General features: G+C 39.0%; 20 protein-coding genes. 15 read left to right on the top strand and 5 right to left on the bottom strand.

All coding sequences use genetic code 11. The features are described 5' to 3' along the window. Positions 1-3: 3 nt before the first annotated feature. Both J2S77_RS07115 and J2S77_RS07110 read left to right on the top strand, forming a co-directional pair. Positions 4-1,638 (top strand): acetolactate synthase large subunit, encoded by a 1,635-nt coding sequence (locus tag J2S77_RS07115; protein WP_306975967.1) that lies wholly within the window; start codon positions 4-6, stop codon positions 1,636-1,638. Between the two features lie 21 nt (positions 1,639-1,659). Beyond that, positions 1,660-3,096, top strand: a complete 1,437-nt coding sequence (locus tag J2S77_RS07110) for an aldehyde dehydrogenase family protein (RefSeq protein WP_306975966.1) — start codon at positions 1,660-1,662, stop codon at positions 3,094-3,096. A gap of 115 nt (positions 3,097-3,211) precedes the next feature. On the opposite strand, the gene J2S77_RS07105 is transcribed toward J2S77_RS07110, so the two are convergent. Both J2S77_RS07105 and J2S77_RS07100 read right to left on the bottom strand, forming a co-directional pair. Beyond that, a complete protein-coding gene (locus J2S77_RS07105; protein WP_306975965.1) occupies positions 3,212-3,550 on the bottom strand; it encodes a DUF1048 domain-containing protein in 339 nt (112 codons plus the stop codon). Between the two features lie 19 nt (positions 3,551-3,569). After that, complete coding sequence (locus J2S77_RS07100; RefSeq protein ID WP_306975963.1) at positions 3,570-3,887, bottom strand: PadR family transcriptional regulator; 318 nt, start codon at positions 3,885-3,887, stop codon at positions 3,570-3,572. A 226-nt stretch (positions 3,888-4,113) separates the two neighbouring features. Between J2S77_RS07100 and J2S77_RS07095 the strand changes: the two genes are divergently transcribed. The 5 genes from J2S77_RS07095 (at position 4,114) to J2S77_RS07075 (ending at position 8,086) form a co-directional block, all read left to right on the top strand. Next, positions 4,114-4,572: an SRPBCC family protein gene (locus J2S77_RS07095; RefSeq protein WP_306975961.1), complete on the top strand. Its 459-nt coding sequence runs from the start codon at positions 4,114-4,116 to the stop codon at positions 4,570-4,572. Positions 4,573-4,595: 23 nt separating this feature from the next. Further along, entirely contained in the window at positions 4,596-5,072 is a 477-nt protein-coding gene (locus tag J2S77_RS07090) for an SRPBCC domain-containing protein (protein ID WP_306975960.1), read from the top strand. A gap of 224 nt (positions 5,073-5,296) precedes the next feature. Further along, positions 5,297-5,785, top strand: a complete 489-nt coding sequence (locus J2S77_RS07085) for a small multi-drug export protein (RefSeq protein WP_306975958.1) — start codon at positions 5,297-5,299, stop codon at positions 5,783-5,785. A 114-nt stretch (positions 5,786-5,899) separates the two neighbouring features. Further along, positions 5,900-7,081: a class I SAM-dependent rRNA methyltransferase gene (locus tag J2S77_RS07080; RefSeq protein ID WP_306975955.1), complete on the top strand. Its 1,182-nt coding sequence runs from the start codon at positions 5,900-5,902 to the stop codon at positions 7,079-7,081. 138 nt (positions 7,082-7,219) lie between these two features. Continuing rightward, positions 7,220-8,086 carry an AraC family transcriptional regulator gene (locus tag J2S77_RS07075; protein WP_306975954.1) on the top strand — a complete coding sequence of 289 codons (867 nt, stop codon included), beginning with the start codon at positions 7,220-7,222 and terminating at the stop codon, positions 8,084-8,086. Between the two features lie 238 nt (positions 8,087-8,324). Here the strand turns inward: J2S77_RS07075 and J2S77_RS07070 are convergent, their stop codons facing one another. Further along, positions 8,325-8,531 carry a DUF6007 family protein gene (locus J2S77_RS07070; protein ID WP_306975952.1) on the bottom strand — a complete coding sequence of 69 codons (207 nt, stop codon included), beginning with the start codon at positions 8,529-8,531 and terminating at the stop codon, positions 8,325-8,327. Between the two features lie 165 nt (positions 8,532-8,696). On the opposite strand from J2S77_RS07070, the gene J2S77_RS07065 reads away from it, so the two are divergent. Then, positions 8,697-9,215, top strand: coding sequence for a GNAT family N-acetyltransferase (locus tag J2S77_RS07065; protein ID WP_306975950.1), 519 nt, complete (start codon positions 8,697-8,699; stop codon positions 9,213-9,215). A gap of 57 nt (positions 9,216-9,272) precedes the next feature. On the opposite strand, the gene J2S77_RS07060 is transcribed toward J2S77_RS07065, so the two are convergent. Beyond that, positions 9,273-9,833 (bottom strand): thioredoxin family protein, encoded by a 561-nt coding sequence (locus J2S77_RS07060; RefSeq protein ID WP_306975949.1) that lies wholly within the window; start codon positions 9,831-9,833, stop codon positions 9,273-9,275. Positions 9,834-10,030: 197 nt separating this feature from the next. Here J2S77_RS07060 and nhaC point away from each other — a divergent pair, with 197 nt between their 5' ends. The 7 genes from nhaC to J2S77_RS07025 all read left to right on the top strand — a co-directional run bounded on the left by nhaC (position 10,031) and on the right by J2S77_RS07025 (position 17,007). Next, on the top strand, positions 10,031-11,452 hold the full coding sequence (nhaC, locus tag J2S77_RS07055) for a Na+/H+ antiporter NhaC (protein ID WP_306975947.1): 1,422 nt from the start codon (positions 10,031-10,033) through the stop codon (positions 11,450-11,452). 196 nt (positions 11,453-11,648) lie between these two features. After that, a complete protein-coding gene (locus J2S77_RS07050) occupies positions 11,649-12,620 on the top strand; it encodes a PstS family phosphate ABC transporter substrate-binding protein (RefSeq protein WP_306975946.1) in 972 nt (323 codons plus the stop codon). 95 nt (positions 12,621-12,715) lie between these two features. After that, complete coding sequence (gene pstC / locus J2S77_RS07045) at positions 12,716-13,645, top strand: phosphate ABC transporter permease subunit PstC (protein WP_306975944.1); 930 nt, start codon at positions 12,716-12,718, stop codon at positions 13,643-13,645. Then, positions 13,646-14,524: a phosphate ABC transporter permease PstA gene (gene pstA, locus J2S77_RS07040; RefSeq protein ID WP_306975942.1), complete on the top strand. Its 879-nt coding sequence runs from the start codon at positions 13,646-13,648 to the stop codon at positions 14,522-14,524. 14 nt (positions 14,525-14,538) lie between these two features. After that, positions 14,539-15,324, top strand: coding sequence for a phosphate ABC transporter ATP-binding protein PstB (pstB, locus tag J2S77_RS07035; protein WP_306975940.1), 786 nt, complete (start codon positions 14,539-14,541; stop codon positions 15,322-15,324). 19 nt (positions 15,325-15,343) lie between these two features. Then, entirely contained in the window at positions 15,344-16,000 is a 657-nt protein-coding gene (phoU, locus tag J2S77_RS07030; protein WP_306975937.1) for a phosphate signaling complex protein PhoU, read from the top strand. Positions 16,001-16,419: 419 nt separating this feature from the next. Beyond that, the gene (locus tag J2S77_RS07025; RefSeq protein WP_306975936.1) at positions 16,420-17,007 is read left to right on the top strand and encodes a YndM family protein; all 588 of its coding nucleotides are present in this window, start codon (positions 16,420-16,422) and stop codon (positions 17,005-17,007) included. 89 nt (positions 17,008-17,096) lie between these two features. Here the strand turns inward: J2S77_RS07025 and J2S77_RS07020 are convergent, their stop codons facing one another. Next, positions 17,097-18,251, bottom strand: a complete 1,155-nt coding sequence (locus tag J2S77_RS07020) for an MFS transporter (protein ID WP_306975934.1) — start codon at positions 18,249-18,251, stop codon at positions 17,097-17,099. Between the last annotated feature and the right edge of the window lie 122 nt (positions 18,252-18,373).

Raw genomic sequence — 18,373 nt, 5'->3', positions numbered from 1 at the left:
TTAATGAATGTATCTGAAACCATTGTGCGTTGTTTGGAAGCAGAAGAAGTTGAATACATTTTCGGTGTACCAGGTGAGGAAAATATTGATTTATTGGATGCATTGTACGATTCCAATATCGAGTTTATCGTAACTCGTCATGAGACTAGTGCCGCTTTTATGGCCGGAATTTATGGTCGCCTGACCGGTAAGCCTGGTGTCTGTTTAGCGACTTTAGGACCTGGTGCGACGAATCTACTGACAGGGGTTGCGAATTCGAATATGGACTTGAATCCGATTGTAGCAATCACTGGCCAGGCAGGTTTAAATAGACAGCATAAAATTAGCCATCAGTATTATGATTTAATCAAAATTTATGAGCCAGTGACAAAGTGGAATGCTCAAATTAAAACCCCTGACATAGTGCCTGAGGTGATTCGAAAAGCGTTTCAAGTGGCTAGTTCTGAAAAACCGGGTGCAACGCATTTCGATCTTCCAGAGGATATTGCCAGTGCAGAATATGAAGCTGAGCCATTAACTGTGCGAATGCCAAAACTTTCGGGTGCAAGTGAAGAGACGATAAAAGAGGCAGCTGAACTAATTAAATTAGCGGAAAACCCACTTATTATAGCGGGGAACGGGATTATTCGTGGAAAAGCTTCTGACGTCTTACGAACATTCATCGAACATACGTCGATTCCTGTTGTCCACACATTTATGGGGAAAGGGGCTTTACCTTGGACGCATGATTTAAGTCTACTGACAGCTGGTTTAGGCAGTCAAGATTATATTACTTGTGGTCTTAATGCTTCTGATTTAATTATCACCATTGGCTTTGACATAGCAGAGTATTCACCAAAAGATTGGAATCCTGAAGGGGACAAGCCTATTCTTCATATTGATACGACGAATCCTGAAACAGACGCCTACTATCCAGTCAAAACAAGCGTGATCGGAGATATAGGGCAGAATCTATCTAAAATAAAACAGGCCCTTCCTCAGCTCAAACGCGATGTCGCTTGGGCAAAAGAAGTACGAGAAAACGCGATGAATGAACTAAAGGACTATGAAGAGGATTCTGGTTTTCCTGTTAAGCCACAGAGGATTATTTCAGATTTAAGGGAAGCGCTGAATGATGATGATATCGTTATCTCGGACGTTGGTGCACACAAAATGTGGATGGCACGCCTGTTTCACACAGCCGAACCGAATACGTGCCTCATTTCGAATGGTTTAGCTTCAATGGGAGTGGCTGTTCCAGGTGCAATTTCGGCTAAGATGGTTCAACCAGAAAAAAATGTTGTAGCTGTTTGTGGAGACGGAGCTTTTCTGATGACAGGTGCTGAATTAGAAACGGCCGTGCGTCTTAATTTACCAATTGTCGTTTTATTATGGCGTGACGACGGCTATGGATTAATCGAATGGCACCAGATGAAGAAGTTTAACCGTGCGTCTTATATTGAATTTGGTAATCCTAATTACGTGGATTTAGCCAAATCATATGGTTTTGAGGCGTTTGAAATTCAAAAAACGGAAGAGTTATTACCAACTTTAAAACAAGCGATAAATTTGAATAAACCTGTATTAATCGATTGTCCGGTTGATTATCGTGAAAATATGAAATTAACAGAGAAACTGGGCGAGATTATTTGTAAGTAATGACGATAAGGGGTGACATGGATGAGAATTGGATCAATTATTAACGGGCGTGAGATCAATGAAGGTCAACGCGAAACTGAAGAAGTGGTCAATCCTTTTAATCAAGAAGTGATTGCTGAAATCGTCTTAGCGAATGAAAGTGATTTAAATGAAGCAGTAAATGGGAGTTTTGATGTGTTTCATTCTACAATGAAGCACATGCCGGCCCATCAGCGTAGTGATATTTTGCGAAAAACGGCTGATTTATTAGAAGACCGAAAAGAGGAATTCGCACAAACGATTATGCAAGAAGCGGGAAAACCGATTGTGAGCAGTCGAGCAGAAGTTGAGCGCTCTATTCAGGTCCTTCGCTTTTCCTCTGAATGGGCTAAACATATCATGGGTGAATTAATTCCAATGGATGCTGCGAATGGCGGTGAGAATCGATTAGGTATGGTTAAACGGAGGGCATTAGGGGTAGTCGGGGCCATTACACCTTTTAATTTTCCGTTAAATTTGTCTCTTCACAAAATTGCACCAGCCATTGCAGCTGGGAACACAGTGGTGTTTAAACCGGCTGAAAAAACCCCTGCTACTGCTTATAAATTGACAAAGCTGTTTTCAGAAGCGGGTATTCCAGATGGTGTGTTGAACTTAGTGATTGGGACTGGAAGTGAAGTGGGGAGCCCATTAACGAAACACGAAAAGTTAGAAAAAATCTCATTCACCGGAAGCTTACCAGTTGGAAAAGAGATCAGTCAGAGCGCTGGGTTTAAAAAAGTAACACTCGAATTAGGGTCTAACTCACCCAATATTATATTTGAAGATGCTAACGTTGAACAAGCTGTTAATAAGTTAGTTAAAGGGGCTTTTACTTATTCAGGTCAGATCTGTATATCCGCTCAAAGAATATATATTCAAGAGGATATTTTTGATGATGTTGTTGGACAACTCGTTAATATGACTGAAGCGTTAGTCATCGGTGATCCAAGCGATGAAACAACGGATTTAGGTCCAATGATTAGTGAAGAAGAGGCCGAACGAGCAAAACAGTGGATCGATGATGCTGTGTCTAAGGGAGCAAAAATATTATCAGGTGGTAAACAAAAAGGAACTGTGCTTGAGCCGACGGTGATGGCCGATGTTCAAAACGACATGAAAATTATCGCGGATGAAGTTTTTGCGCCGATCGTTTCAGTGCTCCCTTTTAAAACTGAAGATGAAGTCGTCGAGATGTCGAATGATTCGATTTATGGCTTACAAGCAGGTGTGTTTACAAAAGATATCAACCGAGCGTTACGCGTTGCGGATCAATTAGAAATGGGCGGCGTGTGGATTAACGAAATGTCTACCTTTAGGCGAGATAATCACCCTTATGGTGGTGTGAAACAAAGTGGTATGGGTAAAGAAGGTGTGAAATATGCTGTTGAGGATATGACGGAGTTGAAGTTCATCGGTGTGAATTTAGAGTCAGAATAGAAATCGAAGGAGGAGCGGTTAGCTCCTCCTTTTTCAATTTATATTCAGTATTTTCTTCACGTATATGTTGATATTCTAGGTTAAGATATCGGGATCATGCAAGAGGCGATACAGCTTAATCTCGGTCAATAGCACTGTTCAACTTTTTGCGATACTTATCTTGCCAAGACGTTTCATCTTTTAAAAGCTCGTCACAGAAATCTGCTACATCTTCGCCAGTCAGTTCTGTTACTTGTCTGTTATGGGCTGCTCCTTCTTCAAATAAATCAAGAATTCCTTCAAAGATTCGTTTGGCACTTTTCCAATCAGATAAGCCACCCGTTGACCAAATATACTTCTGAATCGCTTTATAAGCGTTGTAATAGTCATGAGGAAGAGCTTTCGCTCGTGCTTCCATTGCTCGCCATTCACGTTTGTCATTTAGACTCCCAACCAACTTTTCAAATATACTCATCATGATTCTCCTTTCGATTTTAATCTTTAAGTTTATTAATGGTACTTGAAACAAATCCCCACTTTTCCCAAAAATCGTTTAGATGCTTATGCCCTGCTTCGTTTAGAGTGTAAAACTTTCTTGGCGGACCTTTAGAGGAAGGTTTTTTCTCGATATTCACGAGTTCGTTTTTTTCAAGTCGCATCGTTATTGTATAAACGGTACCTTCAACAATATCAGTAAAACCGAGCTCACGTAGCTGTTGGGTGATTTCATAGCCGTATGTCTCGCCGCGGCTAATAATTTCAAGGACACATCCTTCAAGTACACCCTTCATCATTTCTCTGAAGTTATGCATAGTGACCTCCTTTCATGGTTAATCGAAAAGCTATTTATGCCACCACTACTCTGTAATACTCACTACTAGTATATAGTAATACAGAATAGTGGAGGTGTCAAGTTTGTTTTTAATGATACTAGTGTGCGTGAGTTGGGTTAAGGTGATGAGTCTTGAATGAGAAGCTAGTATGAAGCTGGTCATGCTTTGTGCTATACTCATATAAAAGGCTAGGGGAGGCGCTTGTATGAGTATCACATTTGATGTGGTACGCACATTTAATGCCCCGCATCAAACCACGTATAACAGTTTGATCGACCTAGATGCTGCTTATCATTGGATGCATGGTTTGGTGCGAATGGAACGATTAGATGATGGCCCAATTAAAGTCGGTAGTGAATGGAAAGAAACAAGGAAGATGTTTGGTAAGGAAGCTTCAGAACATTTTAAAGTGATGGAGTTACAAGAACCTGAGAAAATTGTGTTACGTTGTGATGGGTCAAAAGGATCGACGGGTAAAGGGGAATATATTTTTACTTATACGGTGGATTCAGCTGGTGACCAATCACAGGTAACCCTTCACGGAGAGATTAAGGGATTAACGGGTTTATCAAAACTTTTTGGAAAGTTAATGGCCGGCTCGTTCAAGAAAGCGTGTACGAAAGATCTAGATGCGTTAAAACAGTATCTAGAAAACTATAGATAAGACATGTGAATGGAGGATTAATCATGAATGAATATGGTATGTTAGAAAAAGTTGATGGACGTTATGCTCTGGAGTTTAAACGTCACTTCCCATTCGAGGCGGAACACGTTTTTGACTATCTGACAAAGCCAGAATATTTCTCGGCATGGTATCCATTTGCAACGGGTGAGATGGATCTTCAAGTTGGTGGGAAGATTGTGTTTGATGATGGTGAGGGTACGGTTTATGAAGCTGTTATAACAGAATTTAATCCACCTTGGACATTTTATTTTCGTGAAGTTGATGACCTGCTACATATGCATTTGGATGCGACGAATAACGGTTGTTTACTAAATTTCACACACATGTTTGACGACCCTACTTATGCCAAATATATGGCAGCAGGGTGGCATCGTTGTCTTGATGCTTTAGATATGCTGGTGCAAGGAAATCAGCCTGAGTGGCCAGAGAACGGTGCAGAACTCCGTGAAATATATGAGCGCCAATTTGATTCGCAATAACTGTTATCTGTTCTTTTTACTTTAGTGCCAAATTTAAATAAAGAAAATTCATCATCAATTATTTGTCACTTTAAATTAAATAAACAACTATTGGAACTGATCTTGTCATAATTGAGATCAGTTCTTTTATTTTGAATAGGTTATATAATAGTTCAAAATTATTCCAAATAAAAAGGGATTATTCACAAGTTGTAGAATCATGTTTTAGAGAGGAGTGAATGGTAGTGTTTAGAGGAATGGTTCAGGATGTTTTAAACTATTTAGACGGTGTTAATGAATTCATCCAGACGATCGGAGTCTTTATATTATCGTTAATTCCGTTTGTGGAATCTCCTGGCGGTGCAGCTATTGGTATTCTGGTAGGACTCCCGGTTATATGGGCTTTAGTCATAAGTGTCATCGGTAACTGGTTGTCTATTATGGCGATCGTCATACCCTATAATGCGTGGCTAGTTCGATATCGGAATTCGGATCAAAGAGGGTTTATACATAGAAGAACGAGTAGAGCGAAAGCTAGATACGAAAAATATGGTGTTCCAGGTGTAGCTCTCCTTGCCCCATTAATTGCTTCTGGTCATATTGCAGCATTTGGGTCATTAGCTGCAGGTGCTAATAAAAGTACGGTCGTCTTTTGGCATGTCGTTAGTATTATTGTATGGGGTGTGATCGGAGCAGCATTAGGATTCTATTTAAAAACAGATGTCTTCTCTTGAGATGACTATTAACTAACATTTTAAAAGCAAGCTAAACCTCTTCTACTTAGTTTTTACTTTTAATTCTCTATGTGGGATAATAACGTGAGAGCATGAGAGGAGGCGGTTAACCACATGATTGAATTAGTTATTAAGTCAACGTTTGTTAAACAGTTCCAACATAAATTTCCATTGATTCATAAAGAAGCGGTTCAAAACATGAATGACCTTAACAATGAAGGGGAAATTGTTCATTTAGTGGATGGGAACGGACGCTTTATTGCGAAAGGTTATTATGGTAATCAAAATAAAGGGTTAGGATGGGTGTTAACTCATAATAAAGATGAACCAATCGATAAGGCCTTTTTTCGGACAAGGATTTTGGCAGCGATTAATAAACGTAAGGGATTTTATGAGGATCCTAATACAACAGCGTTTCGTTTGTTTAACGGTGAAGGAGACGGCATTGGTGGTCTAACCATTGATTATTATAATGGTCATTATTTGTTGAACTGGTATAGTGAAGGCATTTATGCGTTTAAAGAGCTAGTTGTGACGGTGTTAACGGAGTATGGTGAATGCGTATCGATTTATGAGAAGAAACGATTTGATACGAAGGGATCGTATATAGACGATGATGACTTCGTTTACGGCGAACGACCGGAATTCCCGCTCATTATTCAAGAGAATGGGATGAATTATGCCGTTGATTTAAATGATGGGGCAATGACAGGTATTTTCTTAGATCAGCGTGATGTGCGTCGTGCGCTTCGTGATCGTTATGCGAAGGACAAGCATGTACTTAATACGTTTTCATATACTGGCGCATTTTCAGTCGCAGCAGCATTAGGTGGTGCAGAGAGTACAACAAGTGTCGATCTCGCCAAACGTAGTGAGCCAAAAACGATTGAGAATTTTAGTTTGAACGGCATCGATCTAGAACAACAATCAACATATGTCATGGATATTTATAGTTATTTTAAATACGCGAAACGACATAGCCTTCAGTTCGATACGATTGTATTAGATCCGCCAAGCTTTGCACGTAATAAGAAAAAGACATTTTCTAGCGCTAAGGACTATCCATCACTTATTAAGCATTCAGCAGAAATTATCAACAAAAACGGTGTCATTGTCGCCTCGACGAACAATGCATCATTCGATATGAAGCATTTTAAAAAGCTAGTTGATCAAGGGTTTAATGAAGCGGGTGTATCTTACCAAGTGAAAGAAGAGTTTGGCCTGCCGAAAGATTTCGCCACGCATAGTCTTTATAAACAGAGTGATTACTTAAAAGTACTTATTTTAAAAGTTTGATTATAGTCACACCCAAGGAACTGATGTCGTAAATCGATGTCAGTTTTTTATTAGGCTCATCCGACACAATTGATCATTAAATGTCGAGTCTCTGATCATAGGCTTTGTTACGATTGATATATGGAAGGAGGGGTGCCTGTGTTAAAGGAATTGAATGACATAATCGAATATATTGAAGACCATTTAACAGATGATATATCACTTGAACATGTTGCTGGTTATGCTGGGGTATCTGATTATCATTTTCGCAAAGTATTTTTCTATTTAGCAGGATTGACCTTAAATGAATATATCAAATACCGAAAACTTTCTGAAGCCAATAAAGATTTATTGAATAGAGAACGGGTAACAGATGTCGCTTTTAAATATGGCTATCAATCTGTCGATGGTTTTACACGAGCGTTTAAGAAGTGGGCAGGGTTTTTACCATCTGATGTCAGTCATCATGGCTTCAGTAAAGCTTACCCCAAACTTTCCTTTGTGATTTCAGTTAAAGGAGGCAATGAAATGGAATTTAGAGTAGTTGAGAAGCCAGCTTTTAACTTAGTTGGTGTTAGTAAGCGTGTTACCATGCAGTTTGAAGGGGTGAATCAGGAAATTGTGAGACTGGCTGAGAGTATTACGGAGGAGCAACGACAGGAAATGCGGGATTTACAAAATGTCGAACCGTTTGAAGTCGTCAATGCCTCGTATGATGCGGATGCACAATTTCAAAAAGAAGAAGGCGATTTAACTCATTTAATCGGTGTGCTGACAACCCGAGAAGATGTTAGTGAGCAATTAGATCAAGTGTCTGTAGATGCTTGTACGTGGGCCGTGTTTCCGAATGAAGGGCCGTTCCCGTCGACAATGCAAGAGACAATGGCGAAGACACATTCAGAATGGCTTCCGTCTTCTGATTATGAGTTAGTTAATGCTCCGACATTTTCGTTTGCTAAGATGGATGATGAGAAGCAGGATTATGCTTATAGTGAGATCTGGCTTCCGGTTAAAAAGGTTAAATAACGAATAGCTTGCTCTTATGAGCTTGGTATAACAGATATTGTACCAAGCTCATTTTTTATGAAGAATTAATGCAACCAAATTCTGACTAACCACAGAATTCCCCGAACCATATACTTAATTGGGATTAGGATTAGCTCAGGGATAAATAATAGAACGTCGAACCAATTCTCAAAACGACTTCAACGCTTCGGCTGATTTTCACTCAAATTAAGTCACCTCACACTAAATAAGACGTTATTTAGTTAGCTCTTTTCTTGAAATAATCCATTGTGGCATGAAAAGCCATTGCCAATCCGAAACTAAAAAACACGACAATGACTAAGTTCACGAAAACACTCCAAACATGATCGTCTGGCAAATACGCGAATAAGAAAAGCATTGGGATTAAAAAGATTAAATCTAATATGCCGATGCGATTGAATACGTTTGTTAAATGACTATCCATAGATATCGCTCCCATTGCGATGTATGATTGTCTTAATAGTATGAATTATTATAACATAATTTGGAATAAAACGTGATAACCTAATCTATCCCATGATATGATGTTTATTATAGTATAAAACAAAATAGGTGACATTTTTGTAGAAAAGTTTAAGGAGTTGTACTAATGAGCGAACAATTATCGATTCAACCACTTCAAAAAGACGATCTTGATTTTCTATATCAAATGCGAATCAACTCAGATGTCATGGATTATTGGTTTGAAGAACCTTATGCTTCGAAAGCGCAAATGATTAAATCATACGAGGCTAACCTTGAACAAGATTCACATCGGTCGTTTATCTTATATCATGGTAAGGAGAAAATCGGGTACTTAGGGTTATTTGATCTTGATTGGCGGCATCGTCATGCGGAATTTGCGATTATGATTGATCCAGCTTTTCAAGGCAATGGTTATGCGACACGTGCGACAGAATTAATGATCGATTATGGATTTAATCAACTAAACTTACATAAGTTGTTTTTGTATGTGGCTCAGACGAACGAAAAAGCAGCTTACATTTATGAAAAAGTCGGTTTTGAGCGAGAAGGATTCCTAAAGCAACACTTCTTCATAAATGGTCAATACTGCGATGTGATTATGATGGGGTTGCTTCAAGAGAATATTGTTAGTAACAAAAACTGATTTATAAGCCTGGACGGTTTCAATACTGAAATCGTCCAGGCTTTTTGTTTATCAGTATTAACGACTTTGTTTATCTTGAACGGTTTGCTTAAAGCTCTCATACACATCATGCCATAAAGCTTCGTCATTCGTGAAACGATGTGTTAAGGCTTTAATCATATCTTTTTGGGCCGCTTGAAATTCGGGGTCATCTTTGTCAGGTAATGCCGCAGCATATTCATCAACAAGTGCCTGTGCTTTTGGAGAGCGAGGTCCCCACTTACCAATCATTTCACCGTCTTGATTAAGGATTAAAATAATTGGGATTGAGCGGTTACCATTGGTTAAATGACGATCGATTAGCTCAGGCTCTGAGTCACGTAAAACGACGCGCATGTCGATATTAGCTGCTTCAGCCACTTGGCGAATAATTGGATTGATCATCATAGCATCCCCGCACCAGTCTTCTGTGATCACAAGAAAATGAAGGGATTGTTTACGTAATGTATTAGCTAACTCTTCATCAGGTAATGTGAAAGATTCATAGACGCTATAGCTTTTGTCTTTTAATTGGCTCATGTTTTCCATATAATTTTGAATCGATTCAGCTTCATTAAAATATTGTTCTTCACTTTTCATCTTACCCCACCTTTATAAATTCCTGTTAGATTCATCTTATCACGAATGGAATAAAAAGTAGATTCAAGGGCTTAACACTAATCTAAAAAAATATATTGACAGGAATTATGTTACTCATGTATGATACAGTTTAAATACTTTTTTAGATAAAAGCGTTTAAGCGTTTAAGTAATTAAGTTTATAAAGGGGAGTTCATAATGGCAGATAAACATGATTTTCGTATTCCAGGTTGGGAAGCGGCTTTAATTTTATTATCGATGTTAGCGATTATAGGGGTGTCGTTAGTATCGTTTGGCGCTGATCCGCATGTGCCGATTCTATTCATTATCATGGGATTAATCGTGTGGGGAAAATTACGGCGATTTGAATGGAAATCGATTGAGAACGGGATGGTCAAGGGCGTGCAATCAGGAATCGTGCCTGTGATTATTTTCTTACTAATTGGTGTATTAATCGCTGTTTGGATGAAGTCTGGAACAATACCGACATTAATTACATACAGTTTTAATATTATTTCGGTTGATTATTTCTTAGTGAGCGTATTTATTGTGACATCAATTATTGCTGTGTTTGTCGGCAGTTCTTTTACAACGGTGTCAACGATTGGTGTCGCTTTCATCGCGATTGCAACAGCGCTTGATGTGAATTTAGCGATGGCTGCAGGAGCGATTGTTTCGGGGGCTATGTTCGGTGATAAGATGAGCCCGATGTCTGATACGACGAACTTAGCATCATCAGTGAGTCAAGTTGATTTATTTGAGCATATTCGTCACATGCTGTGGACAACTATACCTGCATTTGTGATCACAGCACTAGCCTTTGTGTTTTTAAAGTTTGACTCGACACAAGCTAATATTAGTCAAGTTGAGTCATTAATACAGGTTTTTCAAACTGAGACAACAGTACATTGGATTGCCATTGTTCCAGCACTTCTCATGCTTTTGGCTGCCGTGAAAAAGTTGCCAGCGATTCCGACGATTTTGTTAGGAATTGTTAGTGGTTTTCTCGCATCGCTCGTATTACAGGTGGGATCAGTCAATATCTCAGAATGGATGACAGTGGTCCAAGCAGGTTTCGAAACATCGACAGGCAATGAGCAAGTTGATTCGATCATTAATCGTGGCGGGATTCAAAGCATGATGTGGGCAGTTTCCTTACTATTACTCGCGTTATCAATGGGGGGCATGTTGTCTGAGTTAAACGTTATTAACTCATTAATGGCTGCAATCCATAACTGGGTAGAAACACGTGGTAAAGCAGTGCTCTCAACAGTTCTGACAGGTATAGGTATCAATTTAACACTTGGTGAGCAGTACATGTCGGTTATTTTACCAGGTGAAGCGTATGCAAGTCGTTATCAGGAAATGGGGTATGAAGGGAAACATTTATCGAAAGTATTGGAATCAAGTGGTACAGTCATAAATCCATTAATTCCTTATGGTGTTAGTGGCGTGTTTATGGCGAGTGTACTTGGCGTTCCCGTATTATCATATCTTCCGTTTGCATTCTTCTGCTTACTTTGTCCAATCATCACCATTATTTACGGATTCACGGGTATTTCGATGAAACGCCAAACAGAGGTTGTTTCTAACATGGATCCATCTGTTTCATCCTCATAGAATTTAAAACTAATCAAACCTTATGAGTTTCGATACTCATAAGGTTTTTTTGTGAGAACAGCGCCACATCAGGTGTTTCAATGGCTTTACAAAACCTTTACTGAACCTTTACACGCACTTAATGTTATTTTTCTGAATCATGTTATAAGCTTAAATTGTTCAAACATTTATGAATAATAAGAGGGGGTTTTGAACGATGCAAAAGAAAATGTTGAGTTTATTCATGTTGGTAGCGTTAATTTTAATCGCTGCATGTGGAAATGGTGATGGAAGTGACAACGGATCGAGTGAGAATTCTAATGAGAATACGAGTGAGGCAGCTGAAACCACGTCAGGTGATGTTGCTATTGACGGTTCATCAACCGTTTTTCCAATAATGGAAGCTGTATCAGAGGAATTTCAGTCATCACATGAAGATATACGCGTAACAGTCGGTGTATCTGGAAGTGGTGGTGGATTTGAGAAATTCATCAACGGTGAAACAGATATTAGTAATGCATCTCGTTCAATTAAAGAAGAAGAGAAAAGTGCACTTGAAGAAAACGGTATTGATTTCACAGAAATTGAAATAGCATTAGACGGTTTATCAGTTGTGGTAAACGAAGAAAACGACTGGGTCGATGAGTTAACCATTGAGCAATTAAAGCAAATATGGTCTGAAAGTTCTGATGTCACAACATGGTCTGACGTGAATGAAGAGTGGCCAGATGAAGAAATTGAATTCTTCAGTCCAGGAACAGACTCAGGCACTTATGATTATTTCAGTGAAGTTGTATTAGGCGAAAATCAAATTAAACGTGATGCAGCTTTATCTGAAGATGATAACGTCTTAGTAAACGGAGTTACAGGGGATCAGAATGGCATTGCTTACTTTGGTTACGCTTATTACCTTGAAAATAAAGAAGATTTAAACGTTGTACCGATTGTTAATGGTGATGGCGAAGCTGTGGAACCAAGTCAAGTAACTATACAATCAGGCGAGTATGAACCGCTCTCCCGCCCAATGTACATTTATGTTGCGAATGAATCAGTACAGAATGATGCAGTTTATGACTTCTTAACGTACACGTTAGACAATGCAGGAACGTTAGCTGAAGAAGTTGGTTATGTTGGTTTTACTGAAGATCACTATCAAGAGGCACAAGGAAAGATTGATAGTCTGAGATAAAAAATCATTTAACACAGATCTTGATCAAACGAATATAAGGAGGATTACCCTCTTTATATTCGTTTATATGTTAAGACAGTTGAGGAGTATGCTAGATGAAATCAACTCGAGAGTTAATCCAAGAGAAACAATCAAATAAAAATATAGGCAGTATCATGGAGAAAGTCATTCCAATTGTTTTGCTTATGACAGCGATTATTTCTGTGTTAACGACAATTGGCATTGTGATCACACTACTCGTGGAAACGGTGACGTTCTTCCAAAGAGTAAGTATTGTTGAGTTTTTCACTTCAACTGAGTGGTATCCATTTTATGAAGCGGATCCTTCTTATGGGGTATTGTCGTTAATTGCTGGTACCTTATTAATCACGGCGATTGCGATGGTAGTAGCTATACCTATTGGACTTGGCGCAGCGCTTTATTTAAGTGAGTATGCGACAGAAAAGGTTCGTCGAAGGGTTAAACCTATCTTAGAAGTGTTAGCAGGGATTCCTACTATTGTTTATGGTTTCTTTGCCCTAACATTTGTGACACCACTAATTAAAAATCTATTTCTCTCTGATTTATCAATCTTTAATGCATTAAGTGGGGGAATTGTTGTAGGGATTATGATTATTCCAATGGTAGCATCGTTATCTGAAGACGCGATGCGAGCGGTGCCTAATCATATTCGTGAAGGGGCATTTGCGATGGGGGCAACACGTCTTGAAGTTGCCTTGAAAGTAGTGCTGCCAGGCGCTTTATCTGGAGTAGTCGCTTCATTTGTCTTAGCAATCTCACGTGCGATTGGTGAAACGATGATTGTTGCTGTAGCAGCAGGTTCGACGCCGAAATTTACAGCAGACCCAACGGAATCGATTCAGACAATGACCGCTTATATTGTGCAAGTTAGTCTTGGAGATGCAGGATACGGCTCCACCATTTATTACAGTATTTATGCGGTCGGCATGACACTCTTTGTGTTTACGTTACTCATGAACTTATTATCCCAATACATTTCCCGTAAGTTTAGGGAGGAATACTAAATGTCATCAATCGATAAACAGTTAATTCAACGTAAAATGGGTAAACGAACCTTTCAAAATAAGTTGTTAAAAGCAATCTTCTTCATGTGTATTATATTTAGCATACTGGTATTAGGAGCATTAATTATACGAGTCGTATCGCAAGGAATTACTCACTTAGACTGGAACTTCCTAACAAGCTTTGCTTCTCGTTTTCCAGAAGAAGCTGGATTTAAGGCAGCCGTTGTTGGTTCTTTGTGGCTCATGGTGATTGTAGCGCCAGTATCCGTCTTTTTAGGTGTAGGGACAGCGATTTATTTAGAAGAATACGCGAAAGACAATAGATTTACACGATTTATTCAGATGAATATTTCTAACTTAGCTGGTGTGCCGTCTGTCGTATTCGGGTTATTAGGTTTAACCTTTTTCGTCCGGTTAATGGAAATGGGGCGCAGTATTATGGCGGGTGGATTAACACTAAGTCTATTAATCTTACCTATTATTGTTGTTGCGGCCCAAGAAGCGATTCGATCAGTCCCGAATGATCAATATGAAGCATCGTTCGCCATGGGAGCTAGTAAATGGCAAACGATTCGTCGGATTGTCTTACCATCTGCGATTCCAGGGATTTTGACGGGGAGTATTTTGGCTTTATCACGTGCGATTGGTGAGACAGCACCGTTACTGATGATCGGAGCACTCACATTTATTGCTTATCTACCTGAGAATGTGTGGGACGGATTTACAGTCATGCCAATCCAAATCTTTAATTGGACAGGAAGACCCCAGGAGGAGTTCCACTTTGTCGCGGCCTCTGGTATTATGATTCTCTTATTCTTACTAATAATCATGAACTCGGTTGCGATCTATATTCGCAATAAGTTCTCGAAGCGTTACTAAGGAGGTTATTGTATATGACACAAGCACAACAAACAGCCGTTAAACATGATGCAATTTATTCGGTTAATCAATTCAATCTTTGGTATGGTCAAGATCATGCTTTGAAAGATGTGACGTTTGATATTCCACAAAATCAAGTCACAGCTATTATTGGCCCATCTGGTTGTGGGAAGTCGACCTTTATCAAATCGTTAAATCGTATGGTAGAAATGGTGCCTGGCATTAAAATGGCAGGTTCAATTAACTATAAAAACAAGAATATCTTTGACCCTAAATATCAAGTCGAGGAGTTAAGAACAGATGTGGGGATGGTGTTTCAAAAGCCAAATCCATTCCCGAAATCGATTTACGAAAACATTGTTTACGGCCCTAAAATTCACGGTATTAAGGATAAGCAAACGCTTGATAACATTGTCGAAAAGTCACTCAAAAGTGCGGCTTTATGGGATGAAGTGAAAGATCGTCTTCACGAGAATGCATTTGGTTTATCAGGTGGTCAACAGCAACGTCTATGTATCGCTAGATCCCTGGCAATTGAACCTGATGTCATTTTGATGGATGAGCCAACGTCCGCATTAGACCCGATTTCGACTTTGAAAATAGAAGAATTAGTTCAGTCATTAAAAGAGGACTACAGCATTGTGATTGTCACGCATAATATGCAACAAGCTGCGCGCATATCAGACAAAACAGCTTTCTTTTTAAATGGTGAAGTAATCGAATATGATGATACGAACCAACTATTTTCCAATCCGTCTGATCAACGTACAGAAGATTATATTACGGGTCGATTCGGCTAAATAGCGGAGGTGCAAAGGTATGGTAAGAGAGAATTTTACTGAACAACTCGATCATTTGAATAGTCAGTTAGTTGAGATGGGTCAATTAGCACAAAAGGCGATTAATCAATCCATTCTAGCCTTACAAAATCAAGATGTTGATCAGGCACTTAAAGTCATTGACGAAGATGACAAAATCAATCATCTAGAAGAAACGATTAATGAAGAGACGATTTGGTTGATTGCTAAAGAACAACCATTAGCATCTGACTTGAGGCGCTTAGTCTCTACATTAAAAATCACAACAGATTTAGAGCGAATTGGCGATTTGGCCGTCAATATTGCGAAATCAGTCATCCGGATAGGTGATGAGCCACTTGTTAAGCCACTAGAGGACATACCGCGTATGGCAACGATCACCCAAGAGATGGTAGAAGATGTGTTAAATGCTTATGCTTCAGAAGATTTGGTCCAAGCGCAAAAAGTAGCCGACACCGACGATCAAGTAGATGAAATGTATGGAAAGATTGTTCAAGAACTAATGGAAATGATGGCAAAACATCCCGAGCAAATTGCTCAAATCACACAATTAGCTTTTATTTGTCGTTTCTTAGAACGCGTTGCTGACCATACGACGAATATTTCAGAAGGTATTATCTATTTGGTAAAAGGTAAAGTGTATGATTTGAATGACTAATGATGAACATCATGCTAAGTAAAAATTAAGCTTTATTAAAGTCCGTTGTTGATATTGTGATCCGCTTTCGGTGGACGTTTTCCACGGGCACGGCTCGAGCCTCCTCGGAAGAAAAGCGCTTCCTGCGGGGTCTCGAGACTCGTGCTTTTCCCGCAGGAGTTGCCACCTTCGCTCCTCACAATTCAACAACTCAATGCAGCATCATTTGAAATCTATACTAAACTTTAACAGAACCAAAAATTAAAACCATCTCTATTCCTTAAGACGTCACGTCATAATCGATGATGTGTCGTCTTTTTATTAGTATCAAGTCATTAATCAAATGGTGTTTGCGATTAACAGTGGTTAATTGTCAATCACTCCATGTATATTTTGCTAGGTACAATGCAAACTAATCGCAACGAAAGGAGTGAAATAAAGTGAACCACATCAAATTATTGCTGATAAAAGCGGTTGCGTCATTTTTATTATTATATGTCATCTTAGGTACAAATTATCCAGTCACATTCGACGATGTTTTGTTTATAACAGTCATTTTGGGTGCCTTGTCGTATGTTATCGGGGATTTACTCATTTTATTACGAACTAATAATACTGTCGCGACGATCTCGGATTTTATCCTGTCATTTATGGTCGTTTATTTTATGTTGAGTATGATGACTATTGGTGTACCGCTGTTTGAAGTATCATTATTTGCGGCGTTTGGGATTACTGTATTTGAAGTATTTTTTCATTTGTATGTGCTCAACGAACATGATGTCGAGCCGGAGAGTAGAACAGAACACAGGCGACCACAGCAATTACAGACGGAGGTGTCAGATGAATTGGCTCCTGATTATGAACGCGAAAGAGAACGGATTAAGCAAGAAAAGACGAGAGAAGAACTGGCAGATGAACTAAATCCAGATGACTTTGACGAAGAAACAGGTCGGCCGATTAATGAAAGAAACAATGATGATATAACTGATGAACTAAATCCAGATGACTTCGACCAACGAAAAGAGTAAAAAGAATAATAAATATCCCCTTCTTAAATCATAAGAAGGGGATTTCACAATTTTAAGTTCTTCAACACAGTTACTTTGGTTAGTTTGAATTAAGCGGTTCTTTTCTCTAAAATCAAATGATAAATCGAGAGGGATACTGTACCCACTAAAGCAAAGAAACCTAATATCGTATAAAGCATATTCGCATCATAGTAATCAATGATTGAACCGCCCATAAGGGAGCCGATGATACCAGAAACGCCGAAAAAGACGGTGTGGAACATTAAATGTCCTGTACCTTGGACGACTTTTGGGATGAGTCGAGTGATATAATCGAAAGCCGTTAAGTACATAACAGCGAATGTTAAACCGTGCATAAACTGAAGCGCAATGACAATCCAAGGGTCTTGGATAATCCCGAATAGAAACCAACGAATCGTATATAGAAGGCCAGCAGCTATAATGAAGAATAGCGTTTTATACTTACGGAACCAATAGCCAGCCGTAGCAAAAATCGCTGCTTCACTAATCACGCCGACAAACCAAGAAATCCCAACCAAACTTTCCGTCCCACCTAATTCTGCAATATAAATACCAATATAACTGTCACTCGTACGGTGTGTGATGGTGATGAACATAATTAAGACGAGAAATGTCATGAGCTTACCGTTTTTAAATAGTTGTTTAACACTTTTCAGGTTAACGGATTCTTTCGCAGGTTCAGCATCAGTTAATCTGAACGCGACGATTAAGGCAAAAGCTCCGAATAACAAATACGGCCAGATGATGTTTTCGATGCCTGACCATGTTAAATACTGACCAACAATTAGAGATGATCCCGCAAAGCCGACTGATCCCCACATTCTTATTGACCCAAATGAAATATGCAGTTCATCTGCTCGTCTTTGCGATAAGCTATCTCCAAATGCTGTAATCGGTGCCGAGAAGAAATAAAGTAAAAAGGCAAATAATAAGATAAGCACTAAACTATAAACATTGAAAAAGACCATACTGACAGGAAGTAATATGGCTAATAATAAGACCACAATTCTTTTAACCGTTTTAAACTTATCACTAATATAACCCCAGAATGGCTCGGAAATCAGGGCTGCTAGTGGCCCGATTGCTAAGACCCAACCAATTTCGGTTCCAGATAAATTTAAATCCTGCAAATAGAGCGGTATGTAGCTTAATATGATAGTATGTGTCGCGTAAAAAGAAAATAAAAATAGCTTCAATGGTGCTAGGGATTCATTTTGTGTCATAAATACTCTCCGATTTTGAAATAGTTAAACACTTAGATTATCGTAACATGTTTCATTTAGATTAGACAGATTATGTATTGACGTTCCGTGTTAAAAACGAATATAGCGATCGCAAATTGACT

It is taken from the genome of Alkalibacillus salilacus (assembly GCF_030812915.1).
In the GTDB taxonomy this organism is placed as follows: Bacteria; Bacillota; Bacilli; order Bacillales; family Alkalibacillaceae; genus Alkalibacillus; species Alkalibacillus salilacus.
The sequence above is the reverse complement of the archived record's forward strand: the minus strand, read 5'-3'. Positions and strand labels throughout refer to the sequence as shown.